1 protein-coding gene is annotated in these 15,992 nt (G+C 63.5%); it reads right to left on the bottom strand.

What is annotated here, in order from left to right; genetic code table 11:
• Positions 1-602: 602 nt before the first annotated feature.
• Complete coding sequence (locus HUA74_RS16730) at positions 603-15,977, bottom strand: RHS repeat-associated core domain-containing protein (protein ID WP_217443478.1); 15,375 nt, start codon at positions 15,975-15,977, stop codon at positions 603-605.
• Positions 15,978-15,992 lie beyond the last annotated feature (15 nt).

Genomic DNA, 15,992 nt, shown 5'->3' with positions numbered 1-15,992 from the left:
GCACACAATCGCAAGCACAGCGCGAACACCGTTCCACCCGAACCGAATCACTGCCCCTCCCACCTACGTCCCAAAAGGGACGTTCCAAACGACACCACCCACAACCCCAACCAAACACAGACAACAGAGCGAACCGACCCTTCCGCCCCAACGCCGCCACACCCTAGGCCAGATCCGCTCCATCCGAGAGACGCACCAGAACCAAGAGCGGCACCATCCTGAAATCCTCAAAACGCCGCAAACGCCCCAACCAAGACCACAAGCAAAAGCAGACACCAACAACACGACACGACACGACACGACCGATACCAAAAAACCAACGCAATAACTACTTCTCTCCACCCCAAAATGGCCGATTCTTTTCAATAAGCGGTCCTACCCTGGCCTCAATCTCCTCCTCAGTCCAATGACCTCCCTCAAAGTACGACCACCCGCCTATCACCATCGCCTCAGCTATTCTCAACCCGAACGCATCCACAAAACACCCAACAACATAAACCCGGCCACATTCCGCAGGAGCAACCGACGCGCAGACAAATCGAACAAGCCCCCCAACCCGCACACCGACAGCAGCCATTCTACGCATCTCATCGACAATCTCTTTATTCACACCCACTCCAACTAAACGCAATCGGAGGCGCATAGGCACTCTCCGGCATCGGTGAATACAAAACCTCAACATTCACATACTTCCCCGGAGTCCCCTCCAGAACAACAAACTTGACGTTGTGATATCCGAGCTCGGACGCCTTCCATCCCGTCCAGGTATGCCGTGCCGCCACTTCCGGCGGCCACCCACAACCTGTCCTTTCGTTAAACTGAGCCAAGTTGGTTCCGAATGTCCACTTTCCGCTAACGGCCCTGATATTTTCCCCATAGTGGTCCAACATTCTGGCCCACATCACAGAGCCACGCATTGGGGATTTATCTCCTGCCTCAACGGCCATTGAGACTACGCCTCCAGCAAGCAACTCAGTCAGCATCATGTGTTTATTATTTCCAGGAAACAAGATATCGAATTTACTCGTCTTGCCTGGCCAATCAGGCTGAACCCCTCTTGGTCCTCGCAAAACTCCGATACCAGTACTAATTATCTCAAGCCTTGGCCGATCATTCAGTTGCGGCGCAGGCGGCCTCATACCCTTTACTACCAACCCAGGAGAACCAAGGGCAGAACCACGCATCACCTCCGGCCGGCTTCCGCGCAGATCGGCCCTCACTCCGTCAACACCCAGTCGATGCCCAAGCGCCGAATGAGTACCAACAGCAATCTCCCAAGCATGCCCCCCTGCTTGAATAGCACCACTAATCTGCTCTTCAGTCCCACCCAATACCGCTGCAGCACCATAATAGACCGTCGAGAGGGGACTGAACGAGAGAGCAGCCCCATCAGCTCCCTTTCGACTGGCGTATGACTCTTTGGCCGTCAGATACTGCGGATGGGTCGGCAGCGAAAGCGAAACGCCATTTGACACCGCTATCTCTGTTTGACCAAACAGGTACGAGCCAGACAGAACACTCTCTCCATCCGCCGCTCGCTCAATTGCCTGGTTTCGACCCGCAATGTTGTCGCGAAGCACTTCGATTGCCAAGGCCTCACCACGGCGTGGCGGCAACTTCTGCAGCAACTGGAAAATTGGCGAACGGCCGCTATATCTCTTCTCCACAACCCTAAGCGACTCTTCCCACCTGCGAATCTCCAGCATTTCCTCTACTGTTCCGGCACGTCTGCCATCAGGATCTGTCCACCTAATTGGATTTCCGTCGGCATACGACCACGGCTGCATTCCCATGGGATTACTGAGCGACTGCGCAGCCTTGACGGGGTCCTCTGAAACAAATCTCCCCACTGACGAATCATACCAACGCTGCTGAGCATATGTGAGCCGCGTCTCGCGGTCCCATGAATGGCCAGTATACCCAACACTTGGCTGTGACTGCTCAGGAGTCGTTCCATCTCGATACCCCCCCCACGCATCGAACCTGACATATACATCTGTTCCATCTGCCTTGATCCGCCCCGTTACACTCCCTAGTCCATCATGAAAAACTCGTTCTCCGGCTATGGAGATTGTTCGCCCTGCGAGAGACTCCTGATGCAAGCGCGGCCCACCGACGGATTCTTCCTCGACCAAGCCGTCCCCAACCCACACATAGCGCGCATCTCCATTCGCGGCATCTTTGGACCGCCGCAGCCCATCAAATCCGTAGCCATGTCGAATCGTAGTGTTCGTCCCTGTCTCCTGCGTTCCGAGTTCTTGAGTCCGGACTTGAACCAACCTGTCGCCAGCATCCCAATTGTAATCTGTCCGGCTAACGGCGGACAGCTCAACTCGTCGAACTCGCCCAGAGCCATCCGTGAAATATGTCGCATGGCGTCTTGCCTCTGTCGGAAGCGCCATGTCGTCGATGGACTTCAGCCCACCGGCACCGTCGAACGAGTAAACAAGTCTTTTCTCAGCGTGAGAAACCAGGTCATAGCCATCAACACCCAAAGACCCAGAGTGGTTCAAAACATGGCGCAGACCAAGCCGCGTACCATCCGCAGCGAGACTGTAGAGTTCGGCAACTCCTCCTGGATACCTCACACCAGTGAGTCGATCCGCCTTGTCATAACCATAGTCAGTGAACTCATTGACGGCAGCTTCCTGCGAGTCTTGATACTGAACGTCCTCTCGAAGTCTATTCCCTCGTGAGTCGTACGTGTAGCGGAAGCCTATCTTTGGATCAGCCGGGGACTGATTGCAGTCAGCATCCGCAATCGCTGTGGTAGTTCGAACAGATTCCAGCCACCCACGGCCATCGTAGCACCACCGCTCCACAAGCGCCGCATCTGCAACCCGAGTTAGCTGTCCACCGCCGGGCTCCCACTCCACAGTGCGACTTGGAACCAGCGGGCCTCCATCCCGCGTCAGCACCGAGTTGATGCGCCCCAGCAGGTCGTACCCAAACTCCTGCTCAAGACGAGGGCCATCTGCCGCCAGCCCAGACACGCGCCGCTTGAGCAGATCCGCCCCCAGGACATACGTGTACTCGACCATGTCCTCTTTATCCAAGGCAGAGTCTTTCCCACGTCGAACCTGGTCAAGTCTCCCACGCGAGTCATAACGAAAGCTATTCAGAACACTCCCGCTGCTCCGCACTTCATTTGCCTGAACGAGTTCGTCAAACGCGTCATAGGCAAACGTCAAGCGCGTGATGTCTTGCTGAGGTGCGGAAGACGGCCCCGGGTTGAACGTCTTCCAGACCGGTCGACCACGGCCGTCCTTCAGTGTTTCGACAAGATCGCGATCTCCACCGCCCGCCCCTTCTGCATTGCTCGGACTGGTCGCCCGCTCGACGCCATTCACCCACGACGTCGTCCAATCCGAGGTGCCGCGCACCCGCCTCGTGGACCGCCCCTGGTAGTCATACTCGAACGACTCCGACGGCACCCCGCCAGGAGGACGATTGATGCTCGTCAGTCGCCGCAACCCATCATAGCCATATGAGAACGCGCTGAGCCCTGGCGGCGTCACACTCACCAACTCACCCAGTGGGCCGTACTGATACTGCCAGTAGTCCGCGGTACTGTCGGGGTCCTTCCAGACGCGCGACACGAAACCACCGGCGTCATAGGCGTACTTCGTCTCCGCGAACTCGCCTTCCCTGCCGAAGACCTCTCGAGTCACCAGACCGCGCGGGCCATAAGAAAGCGAACGCACGCGATTGGCGGGATCAGTCACGCTCTTGAGGCGACCATCCAGTCGATATGCCATCCGGGTATGTTCGGTCAGCCCCCCCGTCCCATAGGCAATATCAACGAGCAGTCCCTGGTCATATGAATAAGACGTCGCAGGCTGCCCTGCCGGCTGCGTCTTCATCATCAGACCTACAGCATCATATTCCCATGAGTCCGTCAGGCCTCCCTGAGAGCGGGACACTGTCTGCCCAAGGCTGTTGGTGGCTGAATCAAACTGTCGAGAGGGCAGCAACACTGTCGGCGAGGTGCTGACGGTCCCCGTCTGAGTGACAGAGACGGTACGCCCCGCCCACGGAGACTTCGTCACGTACTCGTATGAGTCAGTGCCTCGCTGCCAATGTTCACGGCTCTCCAGTGAGCGCCCACGGTCGTCGAATTTCTTGTGCTCCACGGTCAGCACAGACGGCGAACCGGCCGCACCATCGGTCTTTTCCGTCGTGATTTGTTTCTGGAGCCAGTCACCCACATACGCGTAGGTCGTGGTGACAGTGTTCCCGTTCGTGCTCGTTCCACCACCTGCAACAGCCCGCTTGTCCTCCCGGACCTCCTTGAGGAGCTGATAGCGAGCATTGAAGAAGCGATACGTCTTGTATCCGAGCGGGTCCGTCTCCTCGACGGCGATGTTCGGCACCGTTCCATCAGCCCCAGGCTTGTTCGTCAGCCCATAGCCAAACGTCCACAGCGCTCCCACGGGGTTCGCCGTCGTGGCGACCAACTCCTTGGTCTTGAGTTGCCCGAACGCATCATACGTGTACTGCCAGTCCGCATCGGGGTGCGGTCCCTTCTGACGGACAACACGCCCTTCGGCGTCCACGAAAGTCTCCGTAACGGCGGCCGGGTTGTTCGCATCCCCCGGCGCGCTCATGCGGTACAGATTTCCCGCCGAGTCGTACTGAAAGGTCGTGGTCTCCGTTCCAGTACCTTCTGTCGGGGCAATGATGGACTGCACCTGCCCTCGAGCGTTGTACGTGTACTTCCACGAAGCCCGCAGGCCAGAGACCGTGCGGACCTCTTCCATCAGCCTGCCCGTGACGTCACGGAACTCCTCGGTCTGCTCGGTGCGCGGCGGCCCCTCCGCCATCTCGATGGTGCGAGTCACCGAGACCTTCCGGAGCCCCGTCGTGGCGTGCGTCGCATCCTCGTACCGACGCTCTTCCACGAGTTCAAGTGGCCCCTCCCCAGACTCAATCGTCCGGGAGTAACGCGTCAGGCGCCCCAGCGCGTCTTGGTATTCGAACCACTCATCCGCCCCCATGACGAGGTCCCGCTGCCGTACCACCCGCCCAAGGCCGTCATACTCCGCCGAAGAGTCGACGCTCGTGATTGCGCTTCCCGAGAGGTTGGTCTTCGTGGCGCGAACACGCCCCAGTGCATCTGGGACCATGTCGAGGATGTGGCTCGAGGCACTGTTCCCAAATGCCCGGTACAGCACGTCACCACCGAAGTTACGACCCCACTCTTCCGAGGAGCGCTCGCCGCTCACCGTCTCGGCACCGGTGTAGTCCCAGTACATGGCGCGACCAAGGAAGTCGTAACCCACCCGCGTCAGCAGCCCGTTCTGGTCCAATACCGCGCGTGCATTCCCGTTGGAGTCGAAGTCCTGGTAGCGCGACTCGTAGGCATCCGAAGGCCCAGCGGTCGTGCCAGCACCCACGATGTGAACTCCCGTCAGTCGCCCGGACGCGTCGTACTCGTAGGAGCGCTCCACTCCCACTCCGTCGGTCGTCGCCACCACCCGACCGTTCTGGATGTGGCGCTTCCGGACCGCCACCTTCTCCTGTCCGGGGGGCCCATAGGGCGTGCGGTCCTCTACATAGACGCCGCGGCTCGCCTCGTCGCCTCCAACCACCTCCCATGTATCCACGGTCCTGAGAGGTTCAGAGCCATTGAGCCGCTCCTGAACCGTCACACGCCGGTTCGCCTGCGTATACGTGTATGTCCATTCCTGTGACGGCTGCGCCTTGATGAAATGCCGCGTCACCCGTCCCAGGCTGTCGTACTGCCACGCCTCCTCGGCCCCTGTTTCGTTCTCCTTCAGCCCCACCACCCGGCCAAAACCGTCATACGTCACCTGCCGGGTCAGGGTCGCCAGGCCCAGCGCGCCCGCTTGCGGATGGGTCAGCGTGATGACCTGCGGGAGCCCCAAGTCATTCGGCTCACCGTAGGTAATCTGCTGATTGAGCGCATCCGTCTCCGAGGTCAGGACACCCGAACCATCCGACCGGAAGGAGCGCACCCCTGAGTTCAGTGCAGTCGTACCGTCACTGTTCAAGACGGAGACGCCTTCAATCTCACCTGCAGCCGTGACTCGGGTGATGACGGACTGAGTTCCCGTCTGCGCGGGCGTAATGCGTTGATCGGGAATACCGAACTGCTTGTTCACGGCATGGGTGAACGTCTGTCGAACCAGCGTTGATCCAGTCCCTACCCCCGTCGTGCCACGGAACCCTTCGGCAATGGGCGGCGCCTTCTGGAGCTCCAGCGACAGCAATCGATGCGAGGCGTCGATGTCGTATTTGAGTTCAGACTGATTCGACAGCGTCACGAGCGACGGCGAGATCTGCCCGTCCTCTCGCCACTGCGTCTTCTGCTCGGGAAGAGTGCCAACCTTCACGCTCTTGGAACTGCCGTACTCCGTCAGCGCGAACACCACGTCCACACCATCGGGACGCTTCACCCGACGCTGTCCCGTCCCAGGATAGGCGTACTGGTAAGGCCTTGGACCGCTCCCCGTGCTGACCGCCGAGTCGATGATTTCACCCGGGTGGACGTGCTCGTAGGTCTTTGACGTGCCCTTGCTCTCGTAGTTGGCAACCCACTGGTCGAAATACTCCAGGTCTCCTGTCCCAGGCGGCACCGTGTCCTGGGTGACGCGGTAGTGGGACGCGCGCAACTCATTGACCAGCCGCCAGCGAGTGTACCCGGTGGCCGTAGTGGGGACTGGTGCGTACTCATACGCCCAGGCCTGACGAGGCTGGCCCGTCCGCCGCACGGCCTTCAGCAGATTGCCCCAGGAGTCATGCTCGAACTCGACCCGGTGGACCGCTGATGCCGGGTTGACTGACTGCCCCGCGCCCGCGGGAATGCTCGAGTTCGGGTAGAGCCCCACCGCGGACAACAGCTTCAGGCTCCGAGAACGCGCGAGCAACCGCAGCTTCTCCGCGTACTCCCTCCCATCGACGTCCTTGTACTCGAAGGCCAGCGTGACATGGCCTGGAGCACGAGAGACACGAGCCACGAGATCCGAGCCGGGCACGTAAGACAGCGTCGTCCAGCCCTGCTTGGGAGAGTCCTTCCCCTGCCCATCGGAGAACTCCGTCAGGACCCATCGCCGCTGGTCGGGAATCCCCGTGGCCAGGGCCGACTCGGTCTTGAATCGATACACCATTCCCGTCTCGGTCCTGAACTCCGCCCCCTCCAGGTCGACCGTCAGGCTTCCGCCATGGGACTTGTCGGTCTTGCAGTTGCTCGCCGAGGAGAACGCCGGGTCCACCGTCGTACAGGATGGGAAGTCATACGACTGGCCATTCAGCACGACGACGTAGCGACCGAGTTCTTCCTCCATGACGAAGCCCTCGTAGCTGTGCGACCACCCCACGCCCAGCGCCGACACCTCGTTGTTCTGGTTGTTGAAGGTCCGGGAGAACGACACGGTCTCCGTGAGCTGCGGCACCGAGAAGTCCTCATGCGTGACGCTGAGATGACCTCCCGCGAGGTTGACGCCCTGAACCACGGTCTGCCCCGCGGCCCTGGCGTTCACGAAGGCATAGCGACCCACGGGCTCGCCCAGCACTTGCTTCACCGGCCTGACCGGCCCCGAAGGGCCCGCCTTCGGCTCGATGGTCAGGAACACTTCGCGCCCTTGGGCGCCCATATTCTCCATGCGTCCCAGGTGATTCGCGAGCGGCAGCGCGAAGCGTCCCGCGCCATTCGCACCGGGCTTCGGCTGGATGATGAGAGGCTGGGCAATATCCGCGTCTGCCTCATCGAGATATCGCACCACCTGGTACTGCCCATTCCCAGTCGTCTCATCACGGACGTACCTCAGCTCAGCTGCCTTGAGCAGGGTGTCCTTGTTGCACTCCGTCCCTTCGCAGAGACGAATCGTTCCTTCCGTCAGCACATCCGGCTCAATGGCGAACTGAGCCATGGCCTTGACGGAGATGGGGCGTTCCGTCGCCCCCACGGGTGATGGAGTCGCGGGCGTCGACCGCGCCAGTGAGCGTGCCTGCGTGTCCTCGCTACCCGCCGTGACGAAGTCCGTCCGCGGCGAGATGCCATGGAAGTTGAAGCGATACAGCACGTTGTCCGCGTTGCCGCTGAGGTACAGCTCGAAGTACAGGATGTCCGCCGCCGACAGCACCTCCGGGAGGTATTCCCCGTCGCAGGTACCGCTGAGCGTCTTCTGCTCGGGGTTGAATTCCACCGGGCATTCGATGCCGAAGTCATCCGTCCCCAGGCGCAGGCGGTACTGGCCACTCAGCGTGTCCGCTCTCCCTGCCTCCGGTTCTTGCAAGCCGTTGAGGAGGAACTGGTAGGCCACATCGTCATCCGTGGCCTCCGGCCGCGTTCCCGTGAGCACGCGCCCCGCGTCGACCCCACCCACGCCCCCATCTGGCCTCACATGCTCGCCACCCTCGGCGATGACCGTGGCGGCGCCTAGTTCCAACACGCGGAACTCATGCTCACGCGCACGGTCGTACCGCTCCAGCGCCGAGCCATTCACCTCGCGGTGCCGGTAGACGTTCTTCAGGCCCAGCGCCCACTTGGGCAGTGACTCCGGATTCGCTCCGGTATCGCCGGGCGCCTCCGGCTCACCGTCCCTGTTCGTGCACTCCCCCGGCTCACAGAAATTCGGCGGTGGTGCATTCACCTCGTCGAACTGGAGGAAGCCGTCATCGTTCCGGTCCCGCTCGAGCATCGGATGCCCGACGACGTGCAGGTAGTAGTTCGCCATGGGCAGAGCGCCCAGGGTCGCCAGCGCCCCCTGCCCGTCCACATACGTCAGCGGAGTCTGGACGGACGCCGTGTGGCGACCCGGACGCACAGGGAACGTCACCACCACCGGCTGCTCCTCGGCCGTCCCCGTCACCCTCACCACCCGACCGGCCAGCGACGGCACGCCAGGAGGGACATCCACCACACGAGGCGTCCCCGTGTCACACCGACCGAGCAGACGCTGGGGCGAAGACGCCGGCAGCTCGGAGCAAAACTGCTCCAGCTCCTCTCCTGGCACTCCCAGGTCCTTCAGCCTCCCCGGCTCGCAAATGCCACCATCCGGCAGAAAGCCCACGGCCAGACACGACGCCTCGTCCGCGCCCCCATCCCCCTGAGAGGGGGTCCCGGCGTCACCGCCAACGCCTCCGTCGAGCGCCACTTCTGGCAGCTGTCGGACGCGCCAGTGTGTGTCGAGTTGGAGGAAATCGTCCTTGGTCGTCCCTGCCCCTCCATGGCGGACGAGACTGGGCCGCGCCGCGACCTGAACGCCCTCTGGCGTCATGCGCCGGGAGACGCGGATGTCGAGCTCCGGAGGAAACAGCTGGAGGTCCGCGGGAATCCCCAGCTCCGCCTGGGTGCACCGCGACAGCGTCATCGTCTCGCCGAGCTCCGTCACCTGGAGCGGCCCACCCGCGTCGTCGTCCGCCTGGCATGCGCCCGTCGAGGTGCGCTCAGCTCGATTCACGGCAGGCACCGTGACGCGCGTCATCCCCGAGTAGCCCGTTGCGTGATTCACCGCGAAGACCACCAGGCGATCCCCCGGGCTCAGCCGAAGGTGATTCGTCCGGTTGTCGCGGCAGTTCCCATCGTAATAACCCTGGTCCGCGTCACTCAGGCCGCCACCGTCGGACGCCCCCCGCTCCCGCTCCAACTCTCGACACCGCTCGCGCGCCACCTGACGGATTCGTGCCGCGGGGCCCGTCCGCACTCGCGTGTAATACCCGTGCGGATCTCCCAGTTGATACGTCCCCTGAGAGCACACGGTGCCATTGGGCGTCCCCGCCGCGAACGTGGCGATGGGGTGCTCCAGGTCGTCCTCCCGGAAGAAGTGCACCTCCGTCGACTTCACGTCTCGCAGCGCGATATCCGCGAACTCCCCCGGAGTCTGCGCCTTCTCGCTGTGAACGTCCTCTTCACAGTTCAGCGCGAGTGGCTCACCTCGCCGATTCACGAAGGTCAGCGCGCCATGGAGCATCCGTACATCCACCTGGATGTCCGCGCGCGTGGTGCTCCCGGGGCTCACCTGGAAGGTCTGGGAGCAGATGGGGAACTGGTTGAGCGTGGGCGTGTAGTGGACCACGCCATCCTCCCCCACCCGCTCCACGAGCCTGGGGCCCGTGGGCACCTCGGTGCAGGCAATTCCCATCTCCCCGCCCGTCAGCCCCGTCACGGGGATGCCATACCCGCCCGACGCTCCTGTCATCCCGACCGAGCCCCCTCCAGGGCCGGTCACTGTCACCCGAAGGTTCTTGAAGCGAATCGGGCTGTGGACGGCTTCGTCTCCCAGCTCGCTGAAGGTGTCCTGCACCGTGCGAATCCGCAGCTTCGCCCGAGTAGGACCACCGTCTCCTGGCTCCGGAACCAGCTCCGCCTCGAGCTTCAGGAAGCGATGCGTGGACTTCGACAGCGCGGACAGGGTCAGCTCCGTCCTGCCTTCGGGGAGGGCCAGGTCCTGCACCACCGCGGCCTCACCCACCCCCTGCGACTGCCAGGCCCCAGGAGCTGGCTCCGGCAGAGGGCCGTGAGGCCCCTCCGCCATCAGCTTCACGAGAACCGTCTCGGGATTCGCCACGTCGTACGGATCCGCCGACACGAAGCGGGACCGGAAATCGAGCGCCAGCGTATAGGGCAACGTGACGATCCGTTCCACCGCGGGCATGCCCTGCTTGGGGATGATCGGCTTGCTCACATCCAGTTCGAGCTGTCGCTCCAGCGGCGCACGCACAGAGCCCGTCACGGCTCCCGGCACGGCTTGCCGCGCGAGAGTGTCGAAGGCATTGTATGCGGCCTGCGTCAGCCCGCCACCCAACTGGGCGTGCGCCTCCGTCACCGCGAAGTTCGACAGGAACTTCCTCCACAGCGGCTCCGATGAAGGCGACGGGCGAACGCGCTGGCGCAAACCCTGAAGCCCGCTTCCCCCATCCGTCGGCGCCCCCGCCCCTCCGTCACTGGTTCCCAGCCCCAATGCCGTGGCAACCGCCGCATGTTGGGTCTCATCCAGCGGCACGTAGCCCAGGAACTCCAGCGACGTGAGCCCCAGGGGACTCACGGGCGACAGCACGGTCTCATCCGAACTCACCCGTGCGAAGCCCACGCGCTTGAGTTGGTGGCGCTGAGGGTCATGCCCAAGGACCATCACCAACCGACCCGCGGGCAGATTTGAGCGATTGGGGAATGTCACGGAGACCGACTTCTGGAGTCGCAGGCCCGCCGGGCCCACCTGCCACAGCGCGCCGAGCCCCGCGCGCCCTTCCATGGGCAGAGGCAGCGCATAGGGTTGAATCTCCGTCGCGGTGACGAGCCCGTGCGTCGTCCCATCCTCGAAGAAGAGGCCATCCGCCTGCACATCGACGCGCAAGCCCGGGTGACGCCCGGCGAAGTCCAACTCCATGCGGCGCAGCGCATCCACCCCCTGGGCGGATGCCGTATCCACGGCCGTGAGCGCCAGCGGCGCATCCAACGTGTCACCTTCCGCGTTGACGAACAGGCGACGGCGCACCGTGGGGAACGCCTGTCCCTCGGACGTCAGGCCCCCCTCATAGCGAAGCACCATTTCGCCGCCGCGCGGCGTGAAGAGCGTCCAGTTCCCATCCGGCCCACTCACGGTTGAAAGCGCCGAGCCATCCACCGACACCTTCACTCCCGGCAACGGCCTGTAGTCCGAGTCCACCACGTACCCGCGTACCCGTGTCAGGGGCCGGCGCACCGTGAACTCACTGGAGAACTCCCCACCGCCCATTCCCGGAGCTGTCACCGCCTCGAGGTCCTTCACCAGCACCGTCAGACGAGCCCCCTCCGGCAGCGGATCCCTCGCGATGAAGGACACTGTCTGCCCACCAGGAGCCACCGAGTAGCCACCAGGCAGCGCCGCTCCCTCGCCGGTCACCTTGACCGTGAAGCGGTCCGCCAGCGCAGTGCTCCGGATCGGCTTGTTGAAGGACACACTCACCAGAGAGTCCGGCTCCACGCCTTGCTCACCGGCCCGTGGCGAGACACCCGTTACGGCGAGAGGCTCCTGATTCGCATCGCGGTAACGCACGGTGACACTGTCCGCGCCCACCATGCCTCCCGGATCCCCCTCGGAGACCTGCGCGTCCTCCGCGATGACGCGAATGACGTTTCCACCCAGACTCAAGTGGGCCTTCGCGGTGTACTCCTCTCGCGCCGGAGATACCTCGATCGACTCCGTGCCAATCCGAAGACTCCGCAATGGGGCGGCGCTGATGACGCGTACACGGACCGTCACCTCGGGCTTCGTGGCTTCGAAGCCATCCAAGGGCTCGAGGATGGTGACCTGGGGGGCACTGCCACGCAGCGTGAGCGTGACGGTCCGTTGGGTGCGATTGCCCGCCACGTCGCGGGCCATGACGACTACCTGAGTGGGCTCCTGGGGAGGCAGAGTCACGTAAGCACTGAACGTGCCCGCGACCACCCGCGCTGGAACTCCATCCACCTGCACTTCCGACAGGTGGAGATCTCCCACGGTCCCCGTCAACAGGTAGGGCGATTGTGAAATGCGATCCCAGCTCTGCGGCGGAGTCGGCGGTGTGAGCGTGAGTTGCGGTGGGCTGTGGTCGACCACCACGGCCCGCGTCTGAGCGTGCGTCCGTCCTCGCGCATCCGTCACCCGGAACTGGAGAGAGTATTCCCCTTCCGCGAGCGACAGCGCGCCCGTGAACTCACGACCGTTCACCGCCATGTTCACGCCATGCACAGTGACTCTCAACGGAAGCGTTCCACCCTCGATGCGTCCGCTGACGACGAAGTGGGCGCCGCCATACACACCACCTTCCAGCGGCGCCTCCACCACCAGCACCGGGGCTGGCCCCTCGTTTGCTCCAGCATCCGGAGTCGATCCGGTCCCCGCGTCACTCCCATCCGATGAGCCCGCGTCCCGCGGGGGCGTACCCGCGTCTTGTGAAGGAGCCCCAGCGTCCGGAGTGGGGGTGCCCGCATCCTGGGACGGAGTACCTCCGTCCTGCTCCGCGCCACCGTCTGGCATGCCCCCGTCGACGTCCTGCGTCCGACGGATGGTTCGCGAGACTTCCCTCGTCAGGCCGTAGCCGTCGCGGGCCACCACTGCAATGGCGTGGGTCTCCCCCACGGCCAGGGTGATGGCTCGCGAGAAATGCCCCGAGGCATCGACGTCCACGAGAACACCATCGACTGTCACCGTGACGGAGTCCGAGCTGTCCGCCGACAAGGCGGTGCCACGCACCATCACAGAGCTGGCCTCCGTCACGAGGCCGTCCTGCGGCTCACTGAGTGTCAGCGTCGGTTGCGTCGCGTTCGCCCGGACATTCAATGTCCGTACGGTTTCGTTGCCAGCCGCATCTTTCGCGCGGAGTTCCAGCGAAGTCGCCCCCGGAACCAGCGTTCGCTCGATGCTGAACGCGCCATCGGCGCCCAAAACCGCCGGAGTCCCATTCAGCGTGAGAGCCACGGTTGTCGCATCCGTGACGACGCCCCGCACTGTCACGGTGAGACCTGGGATGCGGGCCCCGTCTTCGGGCTCCACCACGGTCAGCACCGGGCTCGTGGAATCCCGCACGACCGACACACTTCGCGTGGAGGTGTTCCCCGCCGCGTCCACGACCGTGACGACAAGCAGGTTTGAACCTTCGAGGACGGAGACCCCTCGCCGCCACCGACCGTCGGCGCCCTTGCTCAACAGCTCCCCACCCACCTCCACATGGTCGACCGGGTTGGCATCCACCACCTCGACCTCCACCTCCACCTGGGCCTCACGTGTCACGAGGCCGGCCATGGGCTTGCGAATGGTCACGTCCGCGGCCGTCACATCAATGGTGAAGTGTCGCCGCTCTTCACGGACATTTCCGACGCTGTCCGTGGCCGTGATGACGAGAAGATGCGCCCCTTCGGCGGAGACCGTGCTCCCGCTCGTGAACGGTGCCCCGCCCAACGTGGCGCTGACCGTCCCGGGATGCGCATCCTCCACCGTCCAGGAGATCGTCGTCGGAGTCCTGCGCAACTCCCCCTCCTGGACACCCGTCACGGAGACAAGAGGCGGCGTACGATCGATGACGAAGTGCTTGACCGTGCTCGTCGTGTTTCCAGCACGGTCCTCCGCCTGGACTTCCAGCAGGTAGGAGCCATCGTCGGCGACCTCCGTGCCTGAAACGAACGGCACGCCGTTCAGCGTCGCACTCAAGCCCCCTGGATTCGTGTCGGTCGCGCTGAAAGTGGGCGTGACAACCTGGGCCACCGGGCTCTCTTCCGGAACTCCTGAGACCGTGAGAAGCGGCGGCGTGGAGTCCAGGGTAAAGGACACACTCGAAGTGGTGCGGTTGTTCGCCTTGTCTCGCGCGACGACCTTCACGGTGTGAATCCCCTCGGCGGAGATGGTGTCTCCGCCGAGATAGGGCTGACCGTCCAGAAGGGCTTCGACTCCATCCGGAGCCATGTGGCTGTCCGTGGCCGTGTAGCTCACCACGACAGGCGCGTTGACGAAGGCGCCATCGACGACGCCCGACAACGTCACCACCGGATAGGTCCAGTCGATGGTGAAGGTCACCGAGGCGAGGCCATAGTTGCCAGCGCGGTCCTTGGCCACGATGTAGAGCGTGTGTGTCCCCTCCTGGGTGACGGGCGTGTTGTTCTCGTGTCCCACGCCATTCACTGTGATGTTGAGCACCTCGAGATAGGGGCTGGTGACCTGGATGGACGGCGTCACCCAGCCCGGCGCGAACTCCCCTTCGGAGACGCCCGTCACCTCGATGAGCGGCGCTCTCAGCAAGAGGGTGAAGCGAACCCGCTTCATCGCCACCCGGCCTTCGGGATCCTCGGCGGTAACGAGCAGGTCGTACTCACCTTCCGCCGACACCGTCGTGTTGTTCTGGATGGGGGTGCCGTTGAGCGTCGCCACGGTGGTGACCACGTAGGGACTCACGGCACCCCATCCCACGGTGACCGGACCTTGGGTCACATCACCTTCGGACACTCCACTGACCGTGATGACCGGAGCATTGAGATCCAGCACGACGGCTCGACACATCCGGGAGACGTTGCCGCAAGAGTCCGCCATGACCGCAGTGACAGAGTTCACTCCATCCACGAGCGGCACTTGCGAGTTGAAGCCGTCGGACCCCACGAGCCAGGCCGGGACGCCGTTGATCGTCAGCGACTTCCCGTCCCGCCCGTACTTGCCCGCGACAACAATCGGGGAGCTGGTGAAGTAGGAGCCGGCCTCCGGCTCGGTGATGGAAAGGCTGGTGGGCAGTGTGTCCGCGTCGAAGATCGCGACACGCACGTTTGAATCCGCTCCCCCCTGCACCAGGACTTCCAGGTGGTTGGTGGCATTCAGCGGAATGGCCGTGGCATAGGCACGGCGCTGCGCCGAAGCGACTCCCAACAGGACATCGACCCCGTTCAGGAGGACCTGGGCATCGGGGGTCGCTCCCATCATGTCCACCAGCAGCACGCCAAGGGTGCCCTCTCCCTTGGGCTCGAAGTCGAACGCCGCGGGAGCCGGCGAGTGCCCCGGCTGGAGATAGCCCGTATCGGCCATCACGCAGGGAAGCGTGCCGAGTTCCGCGACGGAGACACGAACCCGCCCAGTCCCCTGCGCCTCGACAGAAAGCTGATTGGTCGCGGAGAGCGTGACGCGGGAGACGCTCAACCTCTGGCCGGTGGAGAGTCCTCCCGCCGCCACACCATTGAGCGATACGGTCGCGGACTGAGCCTCGCCCGCCCCCCGCCCATCGCCGTTCTGGATGACGAGGAGCGCGTCCGCGTCATTCGAGGCTGCGAAGGTCTCGGTGAGCGTGGCGCCTCCAGCCACCGAAAGCCCTCCCAGCCGCCAGGCCGTATTGACCGTCTCGGGCAACACGCCATTGCAGGCAGGCGCGAGGTCCTCCACGGGGAGCCGCGCGCGTGACGCGCCCAGCGACGCACCCGGAGCCTTCGATGCCTGCTCTTGCGGTTCCGACTTCGTCCGACAACCCGCGAGGGTCGCGACCACCATGAGCGCGAGGAGCTGTCTCAGCCAGATTCTCATGACTCCCCTCCGCAT

Source organism: Myxococcus sp. CA051A (genome assembly GCF_013336705.1).
Lineage (GTDB): Bacteria > Myxococcota > Myxococcia > Myxococcales > Myxococcaceae > Myxococcus > Myxococcus llanfairpwllgwyngyllgogerychwyrndrobwllllantysiliogogogochensis.
The sequence above is the reverse complement of the archived record's forward strand: the minus strand, read 5'-3'. Positions and strand labels throughout refer to the sequence as shown.

Bases quoted from the DNA above. Each gene is read 5' to 3' on its own strand.
- HUA74_RS16730 (WP_217443478.1), bottom strand. From the start codon at position 15,977: ATGAGAATCTGGCTGAGACAGCTCCTCGCGCTCATGGTGGTCGCGACC.